The organism is Nonomuraea turcica (genome assembly GCF_030718205.1).
Lineage (GTDB): Bacteria > Actinomycetota > Actinomycetes > Streptosporangiales > Streptosporangiaceae > Nonomuraea.
On record NZ_JAUZQF010000036.1, the window covers coordinates 39755 to 65121 of the forward strand.

Here is a 25367-nt window from a genome sequence, read left to right on the forward strand (position 1 = left end):
CATGGGAGAGACCTTCGTCATGCGCCCGGACATCCGGCGCGCGGCCGAAGAGGACGCGCCGCAGGTAGCCGAGCTCATCGCGACGGCGTTCGCCCAGCTCAAGGTGGTGAGCTACCTCGTGCCCGACCGCAGGGAGCGGCACAAGATCCTGACCGCCAACTTCCGGATCTTCGTGGACCACGCCCTCGAGCACGGCGAGATCCACCTCATCGACGACGCTCACGCGGCCGCCGTCTGGTTCCCCCACACCGCGCCGCTGCCCGCCCCGCCCGACTACGACCGCCGGCTGGCCGAGTGCGCAGGCGAGTGGGTCGAGCACTTCCGCGTGCTCGACGCGCTGTTCGAGGAGCACCATCCGGCGGAACCGCACCACTACCTGGCGTTCTTGGCGGTGCATCCTGACCGGCAGAACCAAGGGCTCGGCTCGGCGCTGCTGCGGCACCACCACGGCCGGATGGGCGGCGTGGCGGCGTACTTGGAGGCCAGCAGCACCGGCAGCAGGGACCTCTACGCCCGCCACGGCTATCAGGTCCGCGACCCGTTCGCGCTGCCGGACGGGACGATGTTCTGGCCGATGTGGCGACCGGGCGGCTCGTGACCCGGCAAGGCCGCGGCCGATCGTGAAACTTTCACAGTCTTCAAGGACCGATGGTGCGGACCCGTTGACGCGGCGGCGGTGGGAAAGGAGGATCGGATCGCTCTAATGGGAGCGCTCCCAACCCCCCGAAGGACCTCCATGACACGAAGCCGGGCCGCCTTACTGGCCCTCCTCACCATGGTCGCCCTGTCCCCCGCCACGGCGGCGCACGCCGCGGACGAGGGACCCGAGCAGATCGTGAACGGCACCTTCGACGCCGGAACCGCCCCCTGGTGGGGCACCGCCAACGTCACGCTCGCCGTCGACGAGGGACGCCTCTGCGCCGACATCCCCGGCGGCACCGCCAACCCGTGGGACGTGATCATCGGCCAGAACGACATCCCGCTGGTGGAAGGCGAGACGTACGCCTACAAGTTCTATGCCTCCGCGACCCCGGCCAAGGTCGGCAGGGCGCTGATCCAGCTTCCCGTGGACCCGTGGACGCAGTATCTGTCGGCCGCTCCCGAGATGAGCGTCTCGGGCAACTCCTACTCCTACACGTTCACCGCTCCCGCGTCGCTGCCGAACTCCCAGGTCGTGTTCCAGCTGGGCGGCAGCGCCGAGCCCTGGAGGTTCTGCATGGACGACGTGTCGCTCAAGGGCGGCGCGGAGCCCGAGGTCTACGAGCCGGACACGGGCCCGCGGGTCCGCGTGAACATGGTCGGCTACCTCCCCACGGGCCCCAAGAAGGCGACCGTGGTCACCACCGCGACCACCGCGCTCGACTGGGAGCTCAAGAACGCCGCCAAGGAGACCGTCGCCCAGGGCAAGACCACCCCCAGGGGCGTGGACTCCAGCTCGGGGCAGAACGTCCACACGCTGGACTTCAGCGGATACCCCAAGCCCGGCAAGGACTACACGATCACGGCGGACGGTGAGACCAGCCGGCCGTTCGACATCGACACCGGCATCTACGACCAGCTGCCCGCGGACGCGCTGAAGTTCTACTACACCCAGCGCAGCGGCATCGAGATCCTCGACAACCTCCGGCCGGGATACGGCAGGCCGGCCGGGCATGTCGGCGTGGCGCCCAACCAGGGCGACGTGAGTGTGCCGTGCCAGCCGGGCGTCTGCGACTACTCGCTGAACGTCAAGGGCGGCTGGTACGACGCCGGCGACCACGGCAAGTACGTCGTCAACGGCGGCATCTCGGTCTACCAGCTCATGGCCGCGTACGAGCGGGACAAGGCGGCCTTCAAGGACGGCCAGCTCAACATCCCCGAGAGCGGCAACGGCAGGCCCGACATCCTGGACGAGGCCCGGTGGGAGCAGGAGTTCCTGCTGAGCATGCAGGTGCCGGACGGCAAGCCGTCGGCCGGGATGGCGCACCACAAGATCCACGACCAGAACTGGACCGGGCTCCCGCTGCTGCCGCACCTCGACCCGCAGCTGCGCGAGCTGCACCCGACCTCGACGGCCGCCACGCTCAACCTGGCCGCGACGGCGGCGCAGGCGGCCCGGCTGTTCGCCCCGTACGACGCCGCGTTCGCCGCCAAGAACCTCCAGGCGGCCCGCAAGGCGTGGGCGGCCGCCAAGGCCAACCCGGCCAAGTACGCCGACCCGAACGACGGCACCGGCGGCGGCGCCTACAACGACGACAACGTGACCGACGAGTTCTACTGGGCGGCGGCCGAGCTGTACATCACGACAGGCGAGAAGGAGTTCAAGGACTTCGTCCTGGCCTCGCCGCACCACACCGGCGACATCTGGCGTGATCGCGGCTTCGACTGGGGCAACACCGCCCAGCTCGGCCGCCTGGACCTGGCGACCGTGCCCAACGGGCTGCCCGACCGGGCGCGGGTGCGGCAGTCGGTGATCGAGGGGGCCGAGAAGTACCTGGCGATCCAGAAGGCGCACCCGTACGGCCTGCCGTACAACCCGCCGGACTTCGACTGGGGCTCCAACAACCTGGTGCTGAACAACATGGTCGTCATGGCCACCGCGTTCGACCTGACCGGGCAGGAGAAGTACCGGTCGGCCGTGCGCGAGGGCATGGACTACATCCTGGGCCGCAACGCGCTCAACCAGTCGTACGTGACCGGCTACGGCGAAGTGGCCTCGAAGAACCAGCACAGCCGCTGGTACGCCCACCAGCTCGACCCCGCGCTGCCCAACCCGCCGCGCGGCACGCTGTCCGGCGGCCCGAACTCCAGCATCCAGGACCCGCTCGCGCAGCGGCTGCTCCAGGGCTGCAAGCCGCAGTTCTGCTACATCGACCACATCGAGTCGTGGTCGACGAACGAGCTGACCATCAACTGGAACTCCCCGCTGGCCTGGGTGTCGGCCTTCCTGGCCGACAAGGGGCAGCGCTCGGACTGCCGGGTGCGCTACACCGCGCACGGTTCGGGCACGTTCACCGCCCAGGTCGTGATCGAGAACACCGGCAGGCACACCGTGAACGGCTGGAGCCTGCGCTGGTCCTTCCTGAGCGGCCAGCGGGTCCGGCAGGACTGGGGCGCGCAGCTGTCGCAGTCCGGCTCGGTGGTGACGGCGAAAGGCCAGAACCAGATCAGGCCGGGCAAGTCCGTGACCTTCGGTTTCACCGGCGCCAACCCGTGGGGACCGAACCCGGCACCCGAGGTGTTCCACCTCAACGGCGACCGCTGCCGATGATCGCCCGCCCGGCGGCCTGCGGGCCGCCGGGCACAGGCATTGCAGACGCTCCGTTCAACGGAATAAGGTCAGCTATGCCGAGGGGAACGTCTGAAGTCAGCGAGCCGATGTACTTCGTGCTCACCGCCCTGCGCGCGGGGCCGCTGCACGGACACGCGATCAGCAAGTCGATCAAGGAGCTGTCGGGGGGCCGGGTCCAGCCGTCGGTCGGCACCCTCTACGGCATCCTGGAGCGCCTGAACGAGCGCGGCGTGATCGCCGTGGACCGCGAAGAGGTCGTCAACGGCCGCAACCGCCGCTACTTCAGGATCACCGACGAGGGCCAGGCGCTGGTGGAGGCCGAGGCCAGACGCATGCAGGCGGCCGCGTCCCTCGTCCTGCGTCCCTCCACTCCATGACGGCGGTCCATTCGCGGCCGCGACGCGTCCAAGGATGCATGAGGAGGATCTGGAAAGTCATGCTCCTGCCGGTGCTCGTCCTGGCCGTGAGCGCGGCCGCGGCGCCGGCCATGGCCGTGCCCGCGCAGAAGAAGGTGCTGGTCGACTTCAGGAAGGAGGGCGGCTTCGCGGGGCTCCAGGACCACGTGATCGTGTACGGCAACGGCTGCGTGAGACTGGACCGCCGCACGGGGCCGACCATCGACAAGTGCCTCACCGCCAAGGAGGAGCGCAGGCTCCGGGCGGACCTGAAGGATCTGCGGATCGGCCGGTCGGAAACGCGGCCGCCGGGGGCGGACTTCATCGCGTACCGGCTGGCCTACATGGGGCGGCACGCCACTCGCTACACGCTGCCCGCCAGCTGGCGGCCCGTGGTCCGGCACCTGGACAAGATCATGGAGAAGTACTGGGCGCCGGACTGAGACCATTGACCGGGAGAGCGCGGCGGAATTATGTTCGGTCGTTCGCCGTCTCGCGCACGGCCGCACCACGAAGGAGCTCCCGTGAACCTCCCCCTGACCGGACGGACCGCCGAGGACCTGCTGGCTGAGGTGGCCAGGATGAAGGAGCACGACTTACCGGTGCGCGGCGGCCAGGTGACCGCCTACGTCTACGACACCGGGCGGGCCGAGGTCAACGACGCGGCGGCGCGGGCGTACTTCGAGATGCTGGAGGTCAACTGCCTCGACCCGACCGCGTTCCCGAGCGTGGTCGAGATGGAGCGGCAGGTCGTCGGCGCGGTCGCCGACCTGCTTGGAGGCGGGCACGGCATCTTCACCAGCGGCGGCACCGAGTCGATCATGCTGGCCGTGAAGGCGGCGCGCGACCTGGGCGGGCGTTCGCGCCCGAACCTGGTGGTCCCCGTGACCGCCCACCCCGCCTTCCACAAGGCCGCCCACTACCTCGGCGTCGAGGTCGTCGCCGTGCCGGTGGACCTGGACACGTACCGGGTGCGGGCGGCGGACGTCGAGCAGGCGATCGACGACGACACGATCCTGGTCGTCGCCTCGGCGCCGTCCTACCCGCAAGGTGTGATCGACCCGATCGAGCAGGTCGCCGCCGTGGCGTCGGCGGCCGGCGTCCCCTGCCACGTGGACGCGTGCGTGGGCGGGTGGCTGCTGCCGTGGCTGCGCGCGGCCGGTGCCGCGATCCCGCCGTTCGACCTGTCCGTGCCCGGCGTCACGTCCATCTCCTGCGACCTCCACAAGTACGGGTACGCCCCCAAGGGCGCCTCGGTGGTTCTCTTCGCCGATCCCGCGATGCGCCGCAAGGCGTACTTCGCCTCGGCGGGCTGGCCCGGCTACACGATCATCAACGCGACCGTCCAGAGCTCCAGATCGGCGGGCCCCCTCGGCGGCGCCTGGGCCACGCTGCAGGCGCTGGGCCGGCAGGGGTACGAGGAGCTCGGCCGGGTCACGCTGGAGGCCACGACCCGGCTCTGCGAGGGCATCGCCGCGATCCCCGGGCTGCGGGTGCTGGGCGAGCCCGAGTCGTCGCTGGTGGCGTTCACCGGGGACGGAATCGACGTGTTCGTCCTGGCGGACGAGGCCCGGAGGCGGGGCTGGTTCCTGCAGCCGCAGCTGTCGTACGCGGGCATCCCGGCCAACCTGCACATCACCGTGACCGGCGTGACGCTGGCCGGGGTGGACGCCATGCTGAAGGTGATCGCCGAGGCGGCCGCGGCCGCCAAGGAGCGCGGGCCCGTCGTGTTGCCCGAAGGACTGGTCGAGCTGGTGGCGGGCCTGGATCTGGAGGCACTAGACGACGCGACCTTCGCCGACCTGGCCGCGTCCGTGGGGGTGGACCTGCGGCCAGGGGCGGGACAGCCGGAGATGGCGGTGGTCAACACGGTCCTGGACGCGCTGCCGGCGGCGAGCAGGGAGGCGGTCCTGGTCCGGTTCCTGTCGGTGGTCTACGGATCCTAGGTGAGGGACACGATGGCGATGCCGAGGCACATCTCGTCGCTGGTGCCGTCGCCCCACACCACGTACCGGGGCGGCTGCTTCTGGAGTTGCGGCAGCAGGGCGCGCAGGCCGGCGTCGTGGGTGCAGGTCACCCGGACGACGTCGCCCTTCTTGAGCTGGACGGGCGCGGGGAGCACGCGCAGCGACTGGTCGTCGAAGTTGTAGTCGGGGACGTCCAGCAGTGTGCGGGCCCCAGGCGCGCCGGGGTTGAGCTCGACCTTGATGGCGCGGCCGAGCAGGTGCATGTGGCCGGCCAGGGCGTGTACGGTGGCGGGGCCCCCGATGGGCAGGTCGCAGTGTTGCGTGGGGCCCGGCCTGGCCGGGCGGCAGAACTCGGCGAGTTCGGTCAGCTGATCCTCGATCTCCTTGCCAAACCTGCCGATGACGTCCTTCACCGCGGCGGCCCGGTCGCACAGCGGGCCCGACTCCTTCGGCGTGCAGGGCAGCTCGACCGGGGCGGGGAACAGCGCGGTCTCGAGCGGCGTCAGCGACTGCTCGGTGAGGCGCAGCCGGATCCCGGAACGGTCGGTGCCCGGCTTGCCGTCGACGCCCAGCAGGTTGTAATGAACCTGCATGACGAGCTGGCTACCCGGCGGCAGCTCGTATCCGTACTTCGCGTCGAGGAGCGTCTCGTTCGTGCCGGGCGCCCAGTGGGCCACCCATGACGCCTCGTCGACGCCCGAGTCGCCGAAGCAGGTGTAGCCCTGGCCCGGGGTGGCGGCGTCGAGCTCGCGGGCCTTCGCGGCCTGCTCGGGGTTGAGCCTGAAGAAGATGGCGTGGTGGACGAGGTCGGTGTTCTGGGGCTGGAACTGGGCGCCGGTCAGGAACATCCGGTTCGCCAGCTTCGGGTCGATGAGGAAACACCGGTAGTCGTCCGTGCCGCCGTTGGGCGGGCCCGGCGTGTACGGCTCCTCCATCGTCAGTGAGACGAACCGCTCGCCGGCCCGCAGCGGGGAGGCGGTGGGCGTGGACGCGGCGGTGTGGCCAGAATGGCTGGAGTGCCCGCCGGCCGCCGGGGTGGTGGCCGTGGTGGTGGACGCGCCGCACGAGGCGAGCAGGACGGCCACGACGAGGACGGCGGCCGTCCGGGCTAGTCGGTTCATGGAAATCACACTGGCCTGGCCTAGGTCCGCCGGGCATCCTTCCCTGGAACCCTTTTGCTCCTTCGTTGGGATGACGTCGCCCATCAGACCGTGGTCGGTCAGGGTGGGGAGATGGGGAGGGTGGCCTCGACGTGGAAGCCGCCGTCCACCACCGGACCGGCCTCCAGCGTGCCGCCGGCCAGCTCGACCCACTGCCGCACGTCGTGCAGACCGCCCACGTCCGTCCAGCCGAACGCGGTCGCCTCCTTGTCCGGCGGCGTGTTCTGTACGCTGATCCGCACGACGCCCGCGAGGTAACGGACCTCCACCCGGGCGTCCGCGCCGGGCGCGTGGTCGCGAACGTTCGCCAGGGCCTCCTGGACCACCCGGTACGCCGTCCGCCCCACCGCGCCGGAGACGGGCACCGGCGTCCCGCTCACCACCAGCTCCACGGGCACCCCCGCGCAGGCCGACTCCGAGGTCAGCGACCGCAGGTCGGGCAGCGGCAGCCCTACATCGAAGCCCTCCCCGGTGCAGCGCCGCAACAACGCCACCATGTGACGCAGCTCCTCCAGCGCCTCGCCGGCCGTGGCGCGCAGCTCCTCCGCCGCCGCCCGGCCGCGCTCGTCGGCCGAGGCCGCCGCCAGGGCCCCGGCCTGCAGCACCATCCGGCTGACGCGGTGGGTGACGACGTCGTGGATCTCGCCGGCCAGCCGCTCGCGTTCCACCCACTCGGCGCGCTCGGCCAGGACCCGCTCCAGCCGTGCCCTGACCTCCGTGTACAGGCCGTACATCACCGCCAGCGCGATCACGGCCTCGGTACGCAGGACGAGGGGCGCGGCGGCCGGCCACCCGGCGAGCAGTGACACGGCCAGGGCAAGCGTGATCACCGGCAGCCACCGCAGGGTGCGGCGATGCCTGGCGAAGCGCATCGCCGCATACCCGGCGAACGCGCACGACGGCGGCCACACCAGTACGTCGTACAGCGGCGGCACGACGGACGGGGCCAGCAGGCACAGCACGGGCAGCGCGAGCGCCGTGCCCGCGCAGATCCACGCCACGGTGAGCGGCGCGCGGCGCATCCACAACACCGGCAGCGCGGTGGCCAGAAGGATCGGCAGAAGCGGGCCCGCGGAGTCGATCGCCAGCGTCAAGCCTGCCGCGACCAGGACCGCGACCACGTCGGCAGGCCGCGGACGGGCACCGTCCACCGGCTCATCGTACGATCGCCGACCCGGCCTGCCCAGCCTCCTCAATGCCCCGGCATCAGAGCTTGGTGATGCGGACGGCGTCGGCGATGACGTACCCGGTCGTGGAGGTCCAGCGGCTCACGCCGACCACGTTGTACGTGCCCGCGTTGAGGGAGAACGTGCCGATGCTGCGCCACGCACCACCCCCCGACCGCTGGTCCACGGTGACCGTCTGGTTGCCCCCCGACGCGGCCACGATGTGCGGCGTCGCGCTGTTGTAGCCGGCGTTGGCCGGATGCCACACCTCCACCCGGTAGTCGCCCGCGCTCGGAATCGAGGCCTGGAACCAGGCGGGATCGCTGGCCGCGACCGGGTCGGCGAACCGGTAGTCGCTGCCGTGCACCTGCGTGGAGTACGTGGAGGTCCCCCAGTTGGCACTGGCCGTGAAGCCGGACTCGGCGTTGTCGATCACCACGCTGTACCCCGAGCCGCCGGAGGCGACCCGGCCGGCGCTGGGCGCGCTCTCCTGGTGCGTCCTGTTGAGCGCGGTCACGTAGTAGGTCTGCGTCCCGCCGGCGGGCGGGTCGGTGAAGGTGGTCTTCCTCGTAGTGGTGATCAGGTTACGGGCGTCGGCGAAGAAGCACGGGTCGGCGGCCGACGGGGAGCCGGCGACGCGGTAGACGGCGTACGAAGTGCCCGAGCCGCTCCAGGTCAGCTGGACGCCGTTCGTCCCTTGGGTGGCGGAGGTGATGACCGGCGCGGCGGGGGCGGCGGCCGAGCCGCGGGCCGGAAGCAGCGCGGGCTTGGTGTAGTGGGTGTTGACTAGCCTGGTGATCGCGCCGATCCGGTCGGCTTTGACGTCCTTGGCGCTGAAGTAGACGTCGCCGACGACCTCGGGATGCTTCCTGTTGTCGGTGAGGTGGTCGCTGAGCTCGGCCGGGTCCTGCCAGGCGGCGTCCTGGCCGGAGGCGCCGGCGCGGTAGGCGGCCTGGCCGACGACGAGCTGCACGCCGGTGTCGCGTACGACGTCGGACCACCAGGCGGTGAGCACCTCGTAAGCGGCGGTGGAGAAGCCGATGTGCCAGTAGATCTGCGGCGCGATGTAGTCGACCCAGCCCTGCTTCACCCACTGCCGGCTGTCGGCGTAGATGGAGTCGTACGACTGCAGCCCCGAGGTGCGCGAGCCGAGCGGGTCGGTGCCGGAATTGCGCCAGATCCCGAACGGGCTGATCCCGAAGGACACGTGCGGTTTTGCGGCGTGGATGCGCTGGTCGAGCTCGCGGACGAGGAGGTTGACGTTGTTGCGCCGCCAGTCGGCGATGTTGCCGAACGAGCCGCCGTACTGCTGGTAGGTGGCCGTGTCCGGAATGCTCTGGCCACTGACCGGATAGGGGTAGAAGTAGTCGTCGAGGTGCACACCGTCGAGGTCGTAACGCGAGACGGCGTCCATGATCGCGTCTTCGATGAAGTCGCGTACCGTCGGGATGCCCGGGTTGTAGTAGAGCTTGCCGCCGTAGGCGAAACGCCAGGACGGGTTCTGCCGCGCGGGGTGCGTGGAGACGAGCCTGGTCGGGTCGTCGTGGTTGGCGATCCGGTACGGGTTGAACCAGGCGTGGAACTCCAGGTTGCGGGCGTGGGCCTCGTTGACCATGAAGGCCAGCGGGTCGTACCCGGGGTTGCCGCCCTGAGTGCCGGTCAGCCACTGCGACCACGGCTCGTACGGCGACGGCCAGAACGCGTCGGCCGTCGGCCTGACCTGCACGACCACGGCGTTCATGCGCTTGGCGACGGCCAGGTCCAGCCAGGCGCGGAACTCGGCCTGCTGCGCCGCCGCGCTCAGTCCGGTGCGGCTGGGCCAGTCGATGTTCGCGACAGACGAGATCCACATGGCCCTGAGCTGGCGTTTGGGGGTGGCGGGATCGATCGTGCAGGCGGCGGCGGCTGCGGAGGCGGTGGGAGTGACGATGCTGACGAGTGCGGCGGTGAGCGCCGCTAAGACGGTACGCAGAAGCGCGGTCACGAAGGGAAGTTTCAGGGCTATGACACTAAAGCGCAATAGTCTTCACAAAAGCTGTGGGTGGAAAGTTTCACCTAACTCCTAAGTAATGTCAATTATCGACATCAGTCAGGACATGCCATACGTTGCTCCCGTCACCCTTGTGAACGAGGAGCACCCATGACTCTCGCCCGCACGCGATTAGCAGCCCTGGCCACCTCGATTCTCGCCGTCCTCCTCATCGCCGCAGGCCAGCCCACCATGGCCGCGGCCAAGGAGGCCCCGCTGCCCGCCGCCTTCGCCAAGGCGGCGGCCGAGTACGACGTGCCGCGCGACCTGCTCGTCGCGCTCGCCTACGCCGAGACCCACCTCGACGGCCACAACGGCGAGCCCAGCGCCAGCGCCGGCTACGGCTTGATGCACCTGGTCAGCAACCCGACCAACCACTCGCTCGAGAAGGCCGCCGAGCTCACCAAGCTCCCGGCCGAGAAGCTGCGCAAGGACGATGAGGCCAACATCCTCGGCGGCGCGGCAGTCCTGCGCTCCCACGCCGACGCGCTGGGCCTCGACGAGACCGCCAGGAAGGACCTCGGCCGCTGGTACAAGGCCGTCGCCAAGTACGGCAACGCCTCCTCGCCCGAGCTGGCCCGCCTGTACGCCGACGCCGTGTACGAGCAGCTCGGCCTCGGCATCGACGCCCGCGGCGTGCAGGTCAAGCCGCAGGAGGTCACCGCCGACCGCGGCGACCTGGCCCAGGCCCGCGACCTGAACGCGCAGGCCGAGGTCGCCAGCCCCGACTACCCGCCGGCCGCCTGGGTGCCGGCCAACTCCGGCAACTACACCGTCTCCAGCCGCGAGTCCAGCTACAACATCGACCGGGTGATCGTCCACGTCACCCAGGGCTCGTACGCGGGGGCGATCTCCTGGTTCCAGAACCCCAGCGCCAATGTCTCGGCGCACTACGTGATCAAGTCCTCCAACGGCGCCATCACCCAGATGGTCCGCGATAAGGACATCGCCTGGCATGCGGGGAACTGGACCTACAACACCCGGTCCATCGGCATCGAGCACGAGGGCTTTGTCAACGACGCCTCGTGGTTCACCGACGCGATGTACCGGGCCTCCGCGGCCCTGACCAAGGCCCTGTGCGACAAGTACGGCATCCCCAAGACCAGGACCGGCATCATCGGACACAACGAGGTGCCCGGCGCGACCCACACCGACCCGGGCTCGCACTGGAACTGGACCACGTACATGAACTACGTGACCGGCGGCGGCACCCCGACGTGGACGACGACCGTCGACAACGCCACGGCCGGGCAGTTCACCGCCAGCGCCAACTGGGGCACCTCCGCTTACTCCAGCCAGCGCTACGGCGCCGACTATCGCTTCGCCGACCCGGTCGCCGCCAGCGACCCGGCTTGGTACTCGGCGACGATCCCCAGCGCCGGCACGTACCGGGTCGAGGTCTGGCATCCGGCTGATCCCGGGTACAACAGCTCGGCGCCGTACATCGTGGCGGCCTCGGGCGGCAACCAGACCGTGTACGTCGACCAACGCTCCGGCGGCGGGGCGTGGCGCAGCATCGGCACGTTCTCCCTCAACGCGGGCACGTACAACGTGGTCGGCGTGAGCCGCTGGACTTCCGGCACGGGCCTCGTCATCGCCGACGCGGTCCGCATCAGCCGGCTCTGACACCCTTCATACGGCCCGCGCCCGCTCCGGCAGGTGCGGGCCCACCCTTCGTACGGCCCGCGCCCGCCCAAGCGGGTGCGGGCCCTGCCCTTCGCTCAGCCCACGGCAACAGGCCCATCAGCCTCCCACCTGGTGAGCACCGCCCGATGGCCGACCTGGAGGCCGGTGCGCGGGTCGATCGCGAAGGCGCCGAACAACGTGCTGGTCTCCAGCGCGCCGGCGACCGCCCACAACTCCTCACGCTCAGCGCTTCCCGCCTCCTCGGCGCAGTGGGTCGCGATGATCGCGGCAGCTGCGGCCTGGACGGCGGGATAGTCGGGCAGGACCCCGGCCCGCTCCCGATAGGCCTCGACGAAATCCCGCTCGCTCATCCCGATGGCGGCCTCGCCACCGCTCCCCGGGAACCATTGCCCGACCCCGTAGATCCCTCGAGGGTCGTCCACGGCGTCGCCGAACTCCCGCACGCCCGCTGCCACGGCACAAACGACCCGCGGACTCCCGGCCCGCCCGATCACCTCGACGTCCTCGTCAAACGACCCAGCACAGAGCAGATTCCACGAGCCGCCCTCCGGAAGAGCGTCCCCGGGCCCGACCCGGATCACCGGAATGCCGAGCTCATCCGCGCACGCCTGCGCCCCCGCCGCCACCTGCCGGCCGAAGCTCCCCTTGCCCTCGGCGATCCACAGCGGGTCCCGATGGTCCAGGCGCCGCACGAAGGGCTCGGCGTACCGGCTCGTCGGCGTAAGGACCGAGACGACATGTCCGGGATGAGCCGCTTCCACGTCATCGCCCGAACCCCCGTGATTCCAGATCAGCCGGTCCAGTTCCACGGCGATCCGGCCCGCCCGGCGCATGAGCCGAGTGGAGTACGGCCCCAGAAGGAGGTCACACCGCGACGACAGCCGGCGGAGCATGCCCTCCAGCACCTCCGGATCGCTTCGGTCATCCTCGACGATCAACTCCATGGACGGGTGGAAACCTCGCCAGATGTCGAGCCCCAGCCCGACCTGCTCACCAAATCGGGCGTACTTTCCAGACAGGGACAGGGGCACTCCGATCCGGAGTCGTCGGTCGGCGACGTTCGGCACACCACCAGCCTGACATCATCGACCTCGGCGTCTGTTCAGGGGGCACCAGGCGCGATGATGGTCGGGTGACCGAAGTCCTGAGATATACCGCCTTCACCACCACTCCCTCCGGGGGCAACCCCGCCGGAGTGGTCTTGGACGCCCAGGGGTTGTCAGACGCGGAGATGCTCACCATCGCCGCCGAGGTCGGCTACTCCGAAACGGCCTTCCTGCTTCCCACGGGAGAGCGCCAGTATCGGATCCGGTACTTCAGCCCTCTGGCGGAGGTCGCCTTCTGCGGCCACGCGACGATCGCGACCTCGGTCGCGCTCGGCGAGCGGATCGGTCCCGGAACCGTGCACCTGGCCACCCAGGCAGGCCCGGTCCCGGTGGAGATCGCCGCAGGCCCGGCCGGCGGCATCACCGCCACCTTGACCAGCCCACCCACCTCCACCCGCCTGGCTTCTGCAGATGAGGTACGGCTCGCACTGGCCGCACTGCGCTGGTCGGCCGATGAGCTGGACCCCACTTACCCGGCGCATGTCGCCAACGCCGGCAACGACCACCTCGTGCTGGCCGCGGCCTCGCGGGACCGCCTGGCCGACCTCGACTACGACTTCGAAGCCCTTGGCAAGATCATGGCAGAACTGGGCTGGACCACCGTCCACCTCTTCTGGGCCGAAGCCCCCACGGTCTTCCACGCCCGCAACCCGTTCCCGCCCGGCGGCGTGGTCGAGGACCCGGCCACCGGCGCGGCGGCAGCCGCCTTCACCGGCTACCTACGCGCTCTGGGACACCTCGAAGACGGCGCCGTCGTCACCATTCATCAGGGCGTCGACATGGGGCGGCCCAGCCTGCTGACGTGCACCGCGATTCCCGGCGACACACGCGTCAAGGTCTCCGGCACCGCAGTGCCCATCCCGTAGCGCCGGTCAGGCGGTGGCGCCGCCGTCGATCACGTGATCCTGGCCGACGACAAAGCTCGACTCCGGAGACGACAGCCACAGCACAGCGGCGGCGATCTCCTCCGGGGTGGCGACCCGGCCGATGGGCAGCGCGCCGCGCAGGCGCTCGTCCCGTTCCTCGCGGGTCTCGCCCGGGCGGGTCGACATCGGCGAGTCGATCGGCCCGGGGCTGATGGCGTTGACGCGGACGCCGTCGGCGATGTGGTCGCGGGCGGCGGTGCGGGTCAGGTGACTCACCGCGGCCTTCGAGGCGGCGTAGGCGGCGGCCCCCGGCAGCCGCCAGTGCGCGCCCAGGTTGGAGGCGACGTTGACGATGGCGCCGCCGCCGTGCGCGCGCATGTGGGCGATCTCGTGCTTCATCGACAGGAACACGCCCTTCAGGTTCACGGCGAGCACGTCGTCCCAGACGTTCTCGTCGTAGTCGGCCACCGGCGCCAGCATGCCGAAGATCCCGGCCGCGTTGCAGGCCACGTTCAACCCGCCGTACCGGGAAACGGCGGCGGTGACCATGGCGGCGGCCTCGGCGGATCTGGTGACGTCCGCGGCGAACGCGCTCGCCCGTCCGCCGTCCGCCTTGATCCCCTTCACCAGCGCGGCCAGCCGCCCGGAGTCGCGCCCGGCGACCAGCACAGCCGCGCCCTCCTTCGCGTACGCCCGCGCGACCGCCCCGCCCACGACCCCGGTGGCGCCGGTAACGAGCGCGACCTTGTCCTCGAATCTCTTCAATTCCATACCAATCGTTCTCAAATTTGGATGGCTGTCATGGCCTGGTTGACCGCGTCACGCAGCCGTCGCGGGTCCGGGTCGGCCCGGCCGAGCACCCTGACGCCCTGCAGCAGCACGAGCAGGAACCGGGCGAGCGCGTGCGGATCCTTGCCCGCAGGGATCTCCCCCTGAGCACGAGCCCTGACCAGGGTGGAGGCCAGCGCGGTCTCCAGCTCCGTCCAGCTCGCCGTCACCTTGCGGGACACGACGGGGTCGCGGGAGGCGAACTCCACGGCCGTGTTCACCACCATGCAGCCCCGCCGGGCCTCGTCTGCCAGGCATTCCGCGACGTAGGAGTCGAGGAACGCACGCAGCGCGGGCAGCGCGGGACCCGGCTGGGACAGCGGCGCCACCACGTCGCGGCGGGCCAGGTAGAGCTCCAACGCCTTCAGGTAAAGCTCCCGTTTGCCGCCGAAGGTCCCGTAGATGCTGGCCCGCGCGACGCCGAGGTGCGCCACGAGGTCCGCCATCGACGTCGCCTCGTAGCCGCGCTCCCAGAACAGCTCGAGCGCCTTCCCCAGCGCGATCTCGGGGTCGAACTCCTTGCTCCGTGCCACAGCGGCAACGCTAACACTATCGAGAACGATCGGTCAAAAATAAGCCTAGCGAGGTGTGAGCACCCAGCGCCAGGCGCCGTCCTTGTTGCTGTCCCGGTTGGCGGCAAGCTGGGTCATCCGCTTCCCGTCGACGCTCATCAGGACCAGGCCGTTGTTGAACTCGTTCTCGCACGAGCCGGCGCAACCGAGCGCGAGCACGTTGTCGTCGTCGGCCCAGGCGTGCAGTTGCAGCACGTTCTGGCGGCCGACGATCCGGCCGGTCTCACGATCAGTGATCATGGTGGGCAGGCCGTCGGGGCCGAGCACGAGACGGCCGTTGGGCGAGACGGCCGAGTGGGACGAGTAGCCCACGTACTGCTGGCCCTCGGGCGCGTCGCGGGGCTGGCCGTCGAGGCTGTAGAACACCCGGTCCGGTGTGGTGCTGGTGGGCGCCCACAGCATGGCGCCGTCCAGCGTCCAGCCGAGGTCCTGGCGGCCGTTCATGTTGAACGGGCTCCCGTCGTCGGGCATCGGCGCCAGTTGGTGGTAATCGGCCGTGCCGGCCGCGACGTCGAGGATGTAGTAGCCGGTGCGGGCGCCGCTGGCAGGGACCGGACCCACGCTCTCGTTCTCCGTCGGCGCGATGTCCGGGTAGCCGGAGTAGGTGGTGGCGACGACCTTGGTGCCGTCGGGGGACCAGGAGACGGCCGCCGCCGCATGCTCCAGGTCGAACCACTTCAGGATCTGCCTGGTGTTCATGTCGAGGATGCCCAGCCGCTTGCCGAGCAGATCCCCTTCCAACACGGCCGCGACCTGCAGGCCGGGAGCGGCGTCCACCCAGACCCAGGAGGTCTTTTCGTAGCCGTCGGTGCGCGGGTCATAAAGCGACCACGTCCGCTCCACACGCTCCCATCCGTCCGCGACCGGCTCGCGACGGTAGGTGTAGTACGCGGAAACAGCCAGCCGGCCGGCGGCGATGAACCCGGTCGGCGGGCTGTGCTCGGTGTCGGCCCGCACATCGGTCGGCGCCGGCGAGGGCCGGGCCGGGAGCGTGACGCCGTCGGCGGGGCGTACCGTCACCTCGGGTGCGCGCTGTCCGGTGACGAATACCGCGACGGCGGCCACCAGCGCCATCACCAACACGGCCGCGCCCGCAGGCTTCCAGGCGCGCCTCCGTAGCGCCCGGTCGGCCAGGTCGTGCGGGACGCGGGTCTCGTCGGCCCACTCGTGCAGCGTGTCGCGAAGCAGTCGAGTCACCGGGCCACCTCCAGTTCCTGTGCCAGCTCGGGGGCGATCTGGCGCAGACGCGCCAGGGACCTGTGCGCGGTGCTCCTGACCGTGCCGACGGAGCAGCCGAGCGTCCGTGCGATGTCCTTCTCGGGCAGGTCCTCGAAATACCGCAACACCAGCACCGCGCGCTGCCGCACGGTCAGCCTGGCAAGCGCGGACCGCAGCACCATGCGTAACTCGCTCTGGTGGTTGAGGTCCCGGTCCGCCGACTCGGGCAGGCTCGCCTGGACCACCTCGCCGCGCCGCCCGACCGCCCGCCACCGGCTGATCTGCTGCCGGTACATGATCTGCTTGGCGTACGCCTCCGGCGCCTCCACGCGCCGCCACTTGGTCGCCAGCTTCGCCAGCGCGCTCTGCACCAGGTCCTCGGCCGCGTGCTGGTCACCACCGGTGAGCAAGAACCCGAGCCGCATCAGTGCGGGAGAACGCGCGGCGACGAACTCGCGGAAACGTTGCTCGTCCGCAGCGTCCACGATCACCTCCAGGGCTTGACCTCACCCTCTCAGACGCCGCGCCGCCGTCCCGCTATGCGCCTTAGTCCGGAGAATCCAGCAGGCCCAGGCTCTCCTGCTCGCCCCGGCGCCTGATGACCTGGTTGATCGCCTCGGTCACCTCCTGCCTGTCGTAGGCGCCCTCGGGCAGCTCGTTGAGGTAGGCGAGCACATCGGCAGGCAGGTTCAGGTGCTCGGAGGCGGCCGCGTACACCTCACGGATAGACACCCGGTCGCGCCCGCCGAACGCCTCGTCGATGGCCTGCCGCAGCTCCTCCAGCACCACATGGTCAGTCATGTCCACTTCTCCCCTCAACCGTGAGCAGGTCTCTGACCTGCTCCATCACACTGCCCACGGACACGTCGATCACCCACGAGAGGTCGTGCGGACAGCGCTCGGCCCGCAGGTCCACGCCACTGGCGCCGCACACCGGGCACGTCGTGGTCCACGAGATCAGCGGCCGGTGCCTGGTCTGGGAGATCGGCCCGGCGTTGATGAGGTTGACGACCCAATAGACGGCGACCGTGGGCGTGCCGACGGCGGCCGCCAGGTGGCGGGGACCGGTGTCGTTGGCGATCACCAGGTCGCAGCGTTCGTACAGCGCGGCCAGGCCGCCGAGGCCGAGCGTGCCCGCGACAGGAGTCGCCGGGCGGCTCATGGCGGCCACGACGCCCTCGACCAGATTCCGCTCCTCACCGGTGCCCGTGACGACGACGGGCCGGTCGAGCCGGTCGGCGACCTCGGCGAAGCGCTCCACCGGCCACCGGCGGCGTGGATCGTTCGCACCCGGGTGCACGGCGACCAGCCCCGGCGGCGGTTCGCCGAACGCGCGGGCCAGCTCGTCGTGGTCCTCGCCGGTGACCGCCAGGCGCGGCTCCAGCCCGTCCGCGACCCCGCCGACCAGCGCTGCGACCTGCAGAAAGCGCAGGGTCTCGTGATGGAAGTCCGGGTACGGCACCCAGCGGTCGAGCTCCTCGGCGCCCGGCGCGCGCAGCCCGGCCGTCACGCGCGCACCGAGCCGCCGGATGAACGGGTTGGAGAACCGGCCGCCGCCGTGGATCTGCACCGCCAGGTCGAACCCGCGCTCCCGCAGCCGCTCGCACACCTCCTCCGGCGCCGTGTGCCCGCGCTCCGCCGTCGAGATCCCCGAGATCGGCGGCAGCTCCACCACGTCGTCCACAGGCCCTGGCCGCCCGGTGAGGAACTCGGCGTGCCAGGCGGTGCCGAGCAAGGTCAACCGGGCGCCGGGGTAGGCCCGTTTGAGCGCCTCCAGCGCCGGGACGGCCAGCAGGTAGTCGCCGATCGCGTTGGCCCGCAGCACCGCGATCCGCTCCACGCCGTCGACCAGGTCCCCTTGCATAGCCGCCTGGCTACCCCAGGTCGTACCCCCCATAACCTGGGACAAGAGGCGACCGCCTGGTTTGAGCACAGCTCTCACAGGTACTCGCTCCTCATGGGCACCGCGAACGAGAAGACCGTCAACGCCGTGGTCGTGGGCGACGTCATGCTGGACTCGTGGCTGCTCGGCTCGGCGAAACGGCTGGCCCAGGAGGCGCCAGTGCCTGTGATGAGCCTGGAGGCGACCGAGAACGCGCCGGGCGGCGCCGCCAACACGGCGGCCAACCTCGTGGCGCTCGGGGCCCGCGTCCGGCTCGTCGGCGTCGTGGGCGACGACCCTCCCGGCGACGAGCTGGTGCAGTCGCTGCGCCTGCTCGGCGTGGAGACGGACCTGCTGACCGTGCCCGGGCGGCGTACCGCGCACAAGCGGCGGCTGGTCGCCAGCGGCCAGCTCACGGCCCGCTACGACGAGGAGGACCACGACGTCCTCCCCGCGGAGGCCGAGAGCGAGCTGCTGCGGCGGGTGACGGAGGCCGTGGGCCGGGCCGACGTGGTGGTGGCCTGCGACTACGGCGGCGGCGTGTGCACGCCCGCGGTGCGCCGGGCGCTCGCCGAGGTCGCTCTGCTGGTGGTGGACGCGCACGCGGTGGCGTCGTGGCGGGAGTGCGCGCCGGCCGCGGTCCTGCCCAACTACGCCGAGGTCGTACGCCTGCTGGGCGACGAGGACGGCGAGGTGGACCGGCCGGCCTACCTGATGGAGCGCAGCGACCGGCTGCTGGAGCTGACCGGCGCCGAGATCGTGGTGACCACGCTCGACGGCGAGGGCACGCTGCTGCACAGGAGCGGCTGCCCGCCGTACCGGACCTACGCGCAGCCCGCGCCGCAGCACATGACCACGGGCGCGGGCGACACCTACACCGCGGCCTTCGCGCTCTGGCTGGCGGACGGCGCGTCACCGGAGGAGGCGGCGCAGGCGGGCCAGGCCGCGGCCGGCGTCGTCGTACGCCGCTCGGGCACCGCCATCTGCACCCGGCACGACCTGCTGCACGCCCTGCGCCGCCGCGAGGGCGCGGTGCAGACCCCCGAGCGGCTGGCCCGGCTGCTGGACGAGCACCGGCGCAGGGGCGAGCGGGTCGTGTTCACCAACGGCTGCTTCGACGTGCTGCACCGGGGGCACGTGACCTATCTGGAGCAGGCGGGGCAGCTCGGCGACGTCCTGGTGGTGGCGGTCAACAGCGACGCGAGCGTGGCCCGGCTGAAGGGCCCGGGACGGCCGGTCAACCCGTGCGAGGACCGCATGTCGGTGCTCGCGGCGCTGAACGACGTGGACTACGTGGTCGAGTTCGACGAGGACACCCCGGAGCGGCTGCTCAGAATGATCCGCCCCGAGCTCTATGTCAAAGGCGGCGACTACACACCGGAAATGCTGGAGGAGGCGCCGCTGGTGCGCGCCCTGGGCGGCGAGGTGCGGGTGCTCGGCTACGTTCCCGACCGCTCGACCACCGCCATCATCGGCCGCGTGAAATCGTTGCCCGAGCGACTCCTGCCGCCCGATGCGTGAGCAGGCGAGAGTGGCTTATGCCGTAAAGAGTCTCAGGGGGTTGGGCACGGGCACGCACCGCATCGCCTCTCCCGCCGCGTCCGTCCAGCGCAGCAGGAGATTGGCCTTGGCCGGAATGTGCGTGCTGGAGAGCAGTGTCCGCACGTCCTCCGGATCGCCGTGATCCCGCCCGGCGCCTTTGAACACGGCCCTCGCCCGCGCCCACAACTCCTCCCACAGCCGCGGATGGCGCTCTGCGACCGCCCCGGCGAGCTCGTAGAGGTTGTTGGTCACCAGGCAGTAGACCAGCCGCTCCCAGCCGTAGGACGGGCTCACCAGGCCCGAGCGCGGGATCTCGGGATGCCGCTCCGCGACGACCCTGACGCCTTCGTGATCACGGTAGAGCGCCTGGGCGGGCAGGCCGTGCTCGTCCACCGCAACGAGCACGTTCTGCAAGTGGCATTCGAGGACGACCCCGTGGCGGAGGTACGCGTGCAGAACCGGCGGCACCAGGTGCTCCAGGTACCGTTCCCACCACAGCAGCGCCCGGTCCTCATCCAGCCCGTCGAGCGGGGTGCCGGGGAAGCCCTCGCTGATCCCCGCCGCCATCAGCGCGGTCAGTCCCGGGCGCACGTGCTCGCGCAGCCCGTCCCGTACGATCACGGCCAGCGCCTCGCCCCCGTCCCCGCCCAGCTCCGCGCTGCGGTAACCGCGGTCGCGCAGCACGGCGGGCCGGGGCACATGCTCGGGCAGGCCGTCGAAGGCGCCGTCGACCAGGTCGGCGACCGCGCGGAGCCGGCGCAGGTCGCGCAGCCACAGGCGGCGAACGTCGTTCGTGATCCGCACATCCAGGCTGAACTTGCAGAACAGGTCGAGCTCCGGCAGGTAGACCGTGCGGATCGATGCCGTCGGCACGGCCACGGCCGCCGTGGCGCCCAGGTGACGCAGCCGCCCGCCGAGCAGGCCGCCGAGCAGCTCGACCTGCCAGGGGTGCGCGGGCAGCAGCGCCACGCCATTGCCCGGGAGCGGGCCCAGCCGATCGAGCGCGCTCACCTCCCCCTCCTCCACCAGGGCCTCGGCGGGCACGCCGAGCAGCGGCAGGACGAAGCTCGCATGCGCCTCCGGCGCGTAACGCAGCCACTCCTCCGGACCCGCGCCACCGCGGGCCTTGGGCGCGGGGTGGTAGCGGTGCCCGGCGACGAGGGCCTGTTCGGAGCGCACGTACGGGTCCGCGGGCGGCGCGGCGGCCTGCCGGGCGGCCAGCAGCGCGGCCGCGACGTCCCGGCTGTGGGCGATCTCGGCGGGCAGCACGTCGTTGTCCACCCCGGTGCTCGCGCGGAGTTCCGCCGCCGCCAGCGCGATCAGGTCGTCCAGCGACACCGGCCGCCAGCCGTCGGGCGTGCGGAGCTCCGGCTCAGCCGGGAAGCGTTTGCCGTGGACTCGCAGCACGCGGCCGGTCGCGGCGAGGGCGAACGTCCCAGGATCCGGGCCCGGGCGGGCCGTTTCGCGGAGCAGGCAGTTGAGCAGCGCCGTAACCGCGAGGGCCGCGGCGACCGTCCGTGCCTCTCGCTCAGGCCCAGGGGACGAGAGCTCCGTGGATGCCATGGCGACCTTTTCTTACCATTTATGCCTATTAATGCCCATAGGCTAGATACCCAGGATATTTCTGGAAATAGTGTGAAATATGGGGCTGCTTGAGGAGCAGTTCGCGGCCGAGCTGGCCGTTGTACGTCCTGATCTGTCGGCGTCCTACGCCGCGGCGCTTCCGGGCGCGCGAGCCGCCGTGCTCGGTCGCCTGTGGCGCAGCCTCCTCCACGAACCCCTGCCCGGCGTGGCCGCATCCCCGGGCCAGGGGTCTCCCGGCTCTCCTGCCGGGCAGGCCGTTGTGATGTTGTCCAACGGGCGGCGGATGGCCGGGCCGGTGCGGCTGCCGTACGACCTGGGCGGCGTCCCCGCCCTGTGGCTGGACGGGCGCCCCTGGACGCACCCTGCCGACCTGCTGGCCGCGCTCCGGCTGCCCGGGGCCGGGCGGCTGGTCGAGGATCTGGACAACAGCGTCGCCTCCCTGGCTCTGTCCCGCGCGAGCGCCGCCACGCAGCCCCCGGCGGCGACCGCCACGCCGGAGCACTACGAGCAGAGTGTGGTCGACGGTCACCCTTATCACCCGTGCTGCCGCAACCGCCCAGGTGTCTCGGTGGCCGAGCAGCTGGCGTACATGCCGGAGCACCGCCCCGTCGTCGCCCTGGACCTGGTCGCGGTGCCCGCGGCGGACTGCCTGGTCTCGGGTCCGTGGCCGGCCTCGCTCACGGACGGCGACCGGCTGCTCCTGCCCGTGCACCCCTGGCAGACCCGGCACGTGCTGCCCGACCTGGCCCTGCGGCCGTACGCGCTGGGTGCGATCCCGTCCCACCCGCTGATGTCCGTACGCACCCTCGCCCCGCTCGACGGCGGCCCGCATCTCAAGACGGCGTTCACCACCCGCATGACCTCGGACGTCAGGGACATCTCCCCCGGCTCGATCCGCGACTGCGTAGCGCTGTCCGACGTGCTCACGGACCTGTCGGCACGGCTGGGCGGCCGCCTGCACATGGCCCGCTACCTGGCCGGGGCCGCCGCCACCGCCAAGGGCGAGCTGAGCGCCGACGTGTCGGCCATGCTGCGCGAGCCGACGCCCGCCGTCACCCGAGGCGGCGTCGTGCTGCCGGTCGCGGCCGTCACCCGTGAGATGGTCCGCGACCCGGCCGAGTGGCTGGTGGTGTTCGCCCGCCTAGCGCTGGCCGGCGCTCTCGGCCTGCTGGCGCTCGGCGCGGCGCTGGAAGCGCACGGTCAGAACCTGCTGATCGTGATGGACGGAGGTCGCAGCCTGCCCACCCGCCTGGTCTACCGGGACCTGGCCGACGTCCGGCTCAGCCCCGCCAGGCTGGCGCGCAACGGGATCGAGGTCCCGCCGGTCAGCGACAGGCTGCTCAGCGACGACCCCGCCGTCCTGCACGCCAAGCTGTACGGCTCACTCGTCGGCACCACGTTCGGCAGCCTGATCTCCCTCTTCTGCGCGGGCGACCGGGCCGCCGAGTCACGGCTGTGGGCCGTCGTGGCGAGCGCCGCCAGAGAGGCGTTCGACGCGCTCCCGGACGGTCCGGACGTGCGAGCCGACCGCGACGCCCTGTTCGGCCCGCATCTCACGGTGAAGGCACTCCTGTGCGCGCAGCTGGACGGCGCGCCACCGGGCGACAGCTGGACGAAAGTGCCCAACCCGCTCTGCGCGATCTAGGGCGCCAGCTCGGCGACGGGGATGCGGCGGAAGGCGATGCTCTCGTACGGGCCGAAGCTCCCGGTCTCGAACAGCAGGCCCACCGTGTCTGCGTCCACCCTGACCAGGTCGGAGTAGGCCGCAGGCAGCCCGGACGCGGTGTGCGCGACCCGCCAGGTGACGCCGAAGTCGTCGCTGGCGCGTACCGTCATCATCGCCCGCGCGTCGGGCGCCGCGGGGCCCGAGAACAGCAGCACGTCCGGCGAATCGCACCACAACACGCTGCCTTCGACCACCGGGCCGACCAACGCCGCCTGAGGGCGGAACGGCTGCTCCAGCGTCTGCCCGCCGTCGGCGGAGTACGCGTCGGCCCTGGTGCCCGGGGCGGTCGAGTCGGTGCGGGTGTTGACGTAAACGCGCCCGTCGGGCAGCTCGGTGGCCGTGGTCTCGTTGACGTTGACGTAGCCGTCGGGATTGTCGTCGACGTAGCCGATGCGCCAGGTCTGGCCGCCGTCGTCGCTGAGCACCGAGTGGCCGCCGTTGTACTTGCCCTCGGTCCCGTTGTCCTGACCGCTCGGGGGCAGGGAGTGGTTGGCGGGGACGACGATCCGCCCAGTGTGCTGCCCGCGCCGCAGCTCGATCGCGTGCCCGGGCGTGGTCGCGTACCAGCGCCACTCCGGCCGCTTCGCGGTGCCGGTGATCTCGCGAGGAGCCGACCAGGTGACCCCGTCGTCCTCGCTGACCTGCACGAACACCCGCCGCCCATCGCCTGCGGACACCTGGCCGCGCCGGATCTTCTCCTCGGTGGCCGACGGCCCTTGCCGGACGAACACCAGGACGATCCGGCCGTCGGCCAGCGCCACCGGAGCCGGGTTGCCCGCGGTGCCGCGCCGTGGCTCCGTGGCGATCACCTGCAGGGCGCCCCAGGTCTGGCCGCCGTCCGTCGAGCGCTTGAGCACCAGGTCGATGTGTCCGGAGTCGCCGCCCGAGGCGTGCCGCCCCTCCGCGAAAGCCAGCACGGTGCCTGCCCGCGTGACGACCGCCGCGGGGATCCGGTAGGTGTGGTAGCCGTCCGTGGCCCGACTGTACGGCACCGACGTGGGATAACGATCCGCCATGCCGGAACGCTACGGCCCGCGGGTTAACGACGTCCGACGCCCGGCCTACGTGAAGACGAATGAGGCCATCGGTGACGGAGGGACACCTGTGCCGCCGAGGAGTCTGGCTCCTCAGCGGCACGGGGTTCCGGGGTCAGCCGGCGAAGACGATCACGTTGTCTTGGTAGCTGCGGCGCTGGCGGTCGAACGCGCCGCCGCAGGTGATCAGCCGGAGCTGGGTGCCTCCGCCTGAGCCGTAGACCTCCTTGTCCGGGATGCGGTTCTTCGGATAGCGGGACAGGCGGTTCACCACGAACGTGACCGTCGTGCCGTCGGCGCGGTCGACGTGGACACGGTCGCCCTTGCGCAGCTGGCGCAGGCGGTAGAACACCGCCGGGCCGGTGGTCGAGTCGACGTGGCCCGCGATCACGGCGACGCCCTGCTCGCCTGGCTCCGGTCCCGCCTTGTTCCACCCCACGCGGTCGAACTGCTTGGGGGCGATCAGGCGGTTCCCGGCGTCGAGCCGCAGCGGGATCACCCTGGTGGAGACGCCGATGGCGGGGATGCGTAACCGCACAGGGTTGGCGACGTCGGCCCCGGGCGCGGCATCCGACGTGCCCGAGTCCGGCACCGACACCGGGCGGGTGTCCCCGGCTCGTGCCCGAGCCGCCGCCCCGTCGTCGGTTGAGGTCGCCGTCCCGTCGTGCGTTGAGGTCGCCGTCTTGTCGTGGGCGGGGCTGGCCGCCTCGTGGGGTGCCGGAGCGGCGGCGCATCCTCCGGCCGCCGCGACCAGCGCGCAGGTCGCCAGGAACGCACGCACGGTCAGCTGCCCGCGAAGAAGGCGCGCCGCACCCAGTACGCCCCCACGGCCAGCAGCCCGGCGCCCGCCAGACTCAGCGGCACCACGGGAACCGACCCGCCGTCGGTGCTCCCGCTCTCAGCGGTCCCGCCGAGACCGGTGTCCACCCCGCCTCGCGGAGCCCCATCGTCGTCATCATCGTCGTCACGCGACACGCCGCCCACGCCGGTGTCGATTCCGCCTCGCGGAGCCCCGCCGTCATCGTCATCGTCGTCGTCACGCGACGCGCCGCCGACACCGGTGTCGACCCCGCCCCGCGGTGCCCCGCCGTCATCGTCATCGTCATCGTCGTCGTCACGCGACGCGCCACCGACGCCCGTGTCGACCCCGCTTCGCGGAGGCCCGCCGTCGTCATCGTCATCGTCGTCGTCCGCGGTGGTGGTGACGTGGACGGCGGTGGGGGCGGCCGCCGCCTGGGCGCTCGTGGTCACGAAGACCGCGCTGGTCGCGCCCAGCCCGAGCGCGACCGCGATCGTGAGCAGGATCCGCCGTATTGCCTGGCCCATGTGAGTCTCCTCCTGACGTCCGCCGCGGCCTCTCCGCGGCTGACCTCA

General features: G+C 71.3%; 23 protein-coding genes. 9 read left to right on the plus strand and 14 right to left on the minus strand.

What is annotated here, in order from left to right:
* Position 1 precedes the first annotated feature (1 nt).
* From Q9G87_RS53205 to Q9G87_RS53225, 5 genes are all read left to right on the plus strand, one after another.
* Positions 2 to 598, plus strand: a complete 597-nt coding sequence (locus tag Q9G87_RS53205; RefSeq protein WP_305924352.1) for a GNAT family N-acetyltransferase — start codon at positions 2 to 4, stop codon at positions 596 to 598.
* A 138-nt stretch (positions 599 to 736) separates the two neighbouring features.
* Positions 737 to 3250, plus strand: a complete 2514-nt coding sequence (locus Q9G87_RS53210) for a glycoside hydrolase family 9 protein (RefSeq protein WP_305924353.1) — start codon at positions 737 to 739, stop codon at positions 3248 to 3250.
* A 74-nt stretch (positions 3251 to 3324) separates the two neighbouring features.
* The gene (locus tag Q9G87_RS53215; RefSeq protein WP_305924354.1) at positions 3325 to 3648 is read left to right on the plus strand and encodes a PadR family transcriptional regulator; all 324 of its coding nucleotides are present in this window, start codon (positions 3325 to 3327) and stop codon (positions 3646 to 3648) included.
* Between the two features lie 38 nt (positions 3649 to 3686).
* On the plus strand, positions 3687 to 4109 hold the full coding sequence (locus Q9G87_RS53220) for a hypothetical protein (RefSeq protein WP_305924355.1): 423 nt from the start codon (positions 3687 to 3689) through the stop codon (positions 4107 to 4109).
* A gap of 81 nt (positions 4110 to 4190) precedes the next feature.
* Positions 4191 to 5612 carry a pyridoxal phosphate-dependent decarboxylase family protein gene (locus Q9G87_RS53225; protein WP_305924356.1) on the plus strand — a complete coding sequence of 474 codons (1422 nt, stop codon included), beginning with the start codon at positions 4191 to 4193 and terminating at the stop codon, positions 5610 to 5612.
* Here Q9G87_RS53225 and Q9G87_RS53230 read toward each other — a convergent pair.
* The 3 genes from Q9G87_RS53230 to Q9G87_RS53240 form a co-directional block, all read right to left on the minus strand.
* Positions 5609 to 6754, minus strand: a complete 1146-nt coding sequence (locus Q9G87_RS53230; protein ID WP_305924357.1) for a monooxygenase — start codon at positions 6752 to 6754, stop codon at positions 5609 to 5611. The two genes, Q9G87_RS53225 and Q9G87_RS53230, sit on opposite strands and share 4 nt — an antisense overlap.
* A gap of 98 nt (positions 6755 to 6852) precedes the next feature.
* Positions 6853 to 7944 carry a sensor histidine kinase gene (locus Q9G87_RS53235; protein ID WP_305924358.1) on the minus strand — a complete coding sequence of 364 codons (1092 nt, stop codon included), beginning with the start codon at positions 7942 to 7944 and terminating at the stop codon, positions 6853 to 6855.
* 55 nt (positions 7945 to 7999) lie between these two features.
* Entirely contained in the window at positions 8000 to 9943 is a 1944-nt protein-coding gene (locus Q9G87_RS53240) for a family 10 glycosylhydrolase (RefSeq protein WP_305924359.1), read from the minus strand.
* Between the two features lie 156 nt (positions 9944 to 10099).
* Here Q9G87_RS53240 and Q9G87_RS53245 point away from each other — a divergent pair, with 156 nt between their 5' ends.
* Complete coding sequence (locus tag Q9G87_RS53245) at positions 10100 to 11614, plus strand: golvesin C-terminal-like domain-containing protein (RefSeq protein WP_305924360.1); 1515 nt, start codon at positions 10100 to 10102, stop codon at positions 11612 to 11614.
* A 95-nt stretch (positions 11615 to 11709) separates the two neighbouring features.
* Here Q9G87_RS53245 and Q9G87_RS53250 read toward each other — a convergent pair whose 3' ends face one another.
* Positions 11710 to 12702: a type 1 periplasmic-binding domain-containing protein gene (locus tag Q9G87_RS53250; protein ID WP_305924361.1), complete on the minus strand. Its 993-nt coding sequence runs from the start codon at positions 12700 to 12702 to the stop codon at positions 11710 to 11712.
* Between the two features lie 65 nt (positions 12703 to 12767).
* Between Q9G87_RS53250 and Q9G87_RS53255 the strand changes: the two genes are divergently transcribed.
* Positions 12768 to 13607, plus strand: coding sequence for a PhzF family phenazine biosynthesis protein (locus Q9G87_RS53255; protein WP_305924362.1), 840 nt, complete (start codon positions 12768 to 12770; stop codon positions 13605 to 13607).
* Positions 13608 to 13613: 6 nt separating this feature from the next.
* On the opposite strand, the gene Q9G87_RS53260 is transcribed toward Q9G87_RS53255, so the two are convergent.
* From Q9G87_RS53260 to Q9G87_RS53285, 6 genes are all read right to left on the minus strand, one after another.
* On the minus strand, positions 13614 to 14378 hold the full coding sequence (locus tag Q9G87_RS53260) for an SDR family NAD(P)-dependent oxidoreductase (RefSeq protein WP_305924363.1): 765 nt from the start codon (positions 14376 to 14378) through the stop codon (positions 13614 to 13616).
* Positions 14379 to 14389: 11 nt separating this feature from the next.
* Positions 14390 to 14968, minus strand: coding sequence for a TetR/AcrR family transcriptional regulator (locus tag Q9G87_RS53265; protein ID WP_305924364.1), 579 nt, complete (start codon positions 14966 to 14968; stop codon positions 14390 to 14392).
* Positions 14969 to 15013: 45 nt separating this feature from the next.
* On the minus strand, positions 15014 to 16204 hold the full coding sequence (locus tag Q9G87_RS53270; protein ID WP_305924365.1) for a hypothetical protein: 1191 nt from the start codon (positions 16202 to 16204) through the stop codon (positions 15014 to 15016).
* Entirely contained in the window at positions 16201 to 16710 is a 510-nt protein-coding gene (locus Q9G87_RS53275; protein WP_305924366.1) for a SigE family RNA polymerase sigma factor, read from the minus strand. Before Q9G87_RS53275 ends, Q9G87_RS53270 begins: the two co-directional genes overlap by 4 nt.
* A 61-nt stretch (positions 16711 to 16771) precedes the next feature.
* A complete protein-coding gene (locus Q9G87_RS53280; protein ID WP_305924367.1) occupies positions 16772 to 17026 on the minus strand; it encodes a hypothetical protein in 255 nt (84 codons plus the stop codon).
* Positions 17019 to 18089: a glycosyltransferase family 9 protein gene (locus Q9G87_RS53285; RefSeq protein WP_305924368.1), complete on the minus strand. Its 1071-nt coding sequence runs from the start codon at positions 18087 to 18089 to the stop codon at positions 17019 to 17021. The genes Q9G87_RS53280 and Q9G87_RS53285 overlap by 8 nt, the downstream gene beginning before the upstream one ends.
* Positions 18090 to 18182: 93 nt before the next feature.
* On the opposite strand from Q9G87_RS53285, the gene rfaE2 reads away from it, so the two are divergent.
* Positions 18183 to 19628, plus strand: a complete 1446-nt coding sequence (rfaE2, locus tag Q9G87_RS53290; protein ID WP_305924369.1) for a D-glycero-beta-D-manno-heptose 1-phosphate adenylyltransferase — start codon at positions 18183 to 18185, stop codon at positions 19626 to 19628.
* 15 nt (positions 19629 to 19643) lie between these two features.
* On the opposite strand, the gene Q9G87_RS53295 is transcribed toward rfaE2, so the two are convergent.
* Positions 19644 to 21212: an IucA/IucC family C-terminal-domain containing protein gene (locus tag Q9G87_RS53295; protein WP_305924370.1), complete on the minus strand. Its 1569-nt coding sequence runs from the start codon at positions 21210 to 21212 to the stop codon at positions 19644 to 19646.
* Between the two features lie 79 nt (positions 21213 to 21291).
* On the opposite strand from Q9G87_RS53295, the gene Q9G87_RS53300 reads away from it, so the two are divergent.
* Positions 21292 to 22878, plus strand: coding sequence for an IucA/IucC family protein (locus tag Q9G87_RS53300; protein ID WP_305924371.1), 1587 nt, complete (start codon positions 21292 to 21294; stop codon positions 22876 to 22878).
* Here Q9G87_RS53300 and Q9G87_RS53305 read toward each other — a convergent pair.
* From Q9G87_RS53305 to Q9G87_RS53315, 3 genes are all read right to left on the minus strand, one after another.
* On the minus strand, positions 22875 to 23975 hold the full coding sequence (locus tag Q9G87_RS53305) for a sialidase family protein (protein ID WP_305924372.1): 1101 nt from the start codon (positions 23973 to 23975) through the stop codon (positions 22875 to 22877). The two genes, Q9G87_RS53300 and Q9G87_RS53305, sit on opposite strands and share 4 nt — an antisense overlap.
* A gap of 133 nt (positions 23976 to 24108) precedes the next feature.
* The gene (locus tag Q9G87_RS53310; protein ID WP_305924373.1) at positions 24109 to 24774 is read right to left on the minus strand and encodes a class F sortase; all 666 of its coding nucleotides are present in this window, start codon (positions 24772 to 24774) and stop codon (positions 24109 to 24111) included.
* A 2-nt stretch (positions 24775 to 24776) separates the two neighbouring features.
* Positions 24777 to 25319: a hypothetical protein gene (locus Q9G87_RS53315; RefSeq protein WP_305924374.1), complete on the minus strand. Its 543-nt coding sequence runs from the start codon at positions 25317 to 25319 to the stop codon at positions 24777 to 24779.
* Positions 25320 to 25367 lie beyond the last annotated feature (48 nt).

Bases quoted from the DNA above. Each gene is read 5' to 3' on its own strand.
- Q9G87_RS53220 (WP_305924355.1), top strand. From the start codon at position 3,687: ATGAGGAGGATCTGGAAAGTCATGCTCCTGCCGGTGCTCGTCCTGGCC.
- Q9G87_RS53205 (WP_305924352.1), top strand. From the start codon at position 2: ATGGGAGAGACCTTCGTCATGCGCCCGGACATCCGGCGCGCGGCCGAA.
- Q9G87_RS53245 (WP_305924360.1), top strand. From the start codon at position 10,100: ATGACTCTCGCCCGCACGCGATTAGCAGCCCTGGCCACCTCGATTCTC.
- Q9G87_RS53230 (WP_305924357.1), bottom strand. From the start codon at position 6,754: ATGAACCGACTAGCCCGGACGGCCGCCGTCCTCGTCGTGGCCGTCCTG.
- Q9G87_RS53295 (WP_305924370.1), bottom strand. From the start codon at position 21,212: ATGGCATCCACGGAGCTCTCGTCCCCTGGGCCTGAGCGAGAGGCACGG.
- Q9G87_RS53215 (WP_305924354.1), top strand. From the start codon at position 3,325: ATGCCGAGGGGAACGTCTGAAGTCAGCGAGCCGATGTACTTCGTGCTC.
- rfaE2 (WP_305924369.1), top strand. From the start codon at position 18,183: ATGGGCACCGCGAACGAGAAGACCGTCAACGCCGTGGTCGTGGGCGAC.
- Q9G87_RS53315 (WP_305924374.1), bottom strand. From the start codon at position 25,319: ATGGGCCAGGCAATACGGCGGATCCTGCTCACGATCGCGGTCGCGCTC.
- Q9G87_RS53260 (WP_305924363.1), bottom strand. From the start codon at position 14,378: ATGGAATTGAAGAGATTCGAGGACAAGGTCGCGCTCGTTACCGGCGCC.
- Q9G87_RS53280 (WP_305924367.1), bottom strand. From the start codon at position 17,026: ATGACTGACCATGTGGTGCTGGAGGAGCTGCGGCAGGCCATCGACGAG.
- Q9G87_RS53285 (WP_305924368.1), bottom strand. From the start codon at position 18,089: ATGCAAGGGGACCTGGTCGACGGCGTGGAGCGGATCGCGGTGCTGCGG.
- Q9G87_RS53300 (WP_305924371.1), top strand. From the start codon at position 21,292: ATGGGGCTGCTTGAGGAGCAGTTCGCGGCCGAGCTGGCCGTTGTACGT.
- Q9G87_RS53210 (WP_305924353.1), top strand. From the start codon at position 737: ATGACACGAAGCCGGGCCGCCTTACTGGCCCTCCTCACCATGGTCGCC.
- Q9G87_RS53305 (WP_305924372.1), bottom strand. From the start codon at position 23,975: ATGGCGGATCGTTATCCCACGTCGGTGCCGTACAGTCGGGCCACGGAC.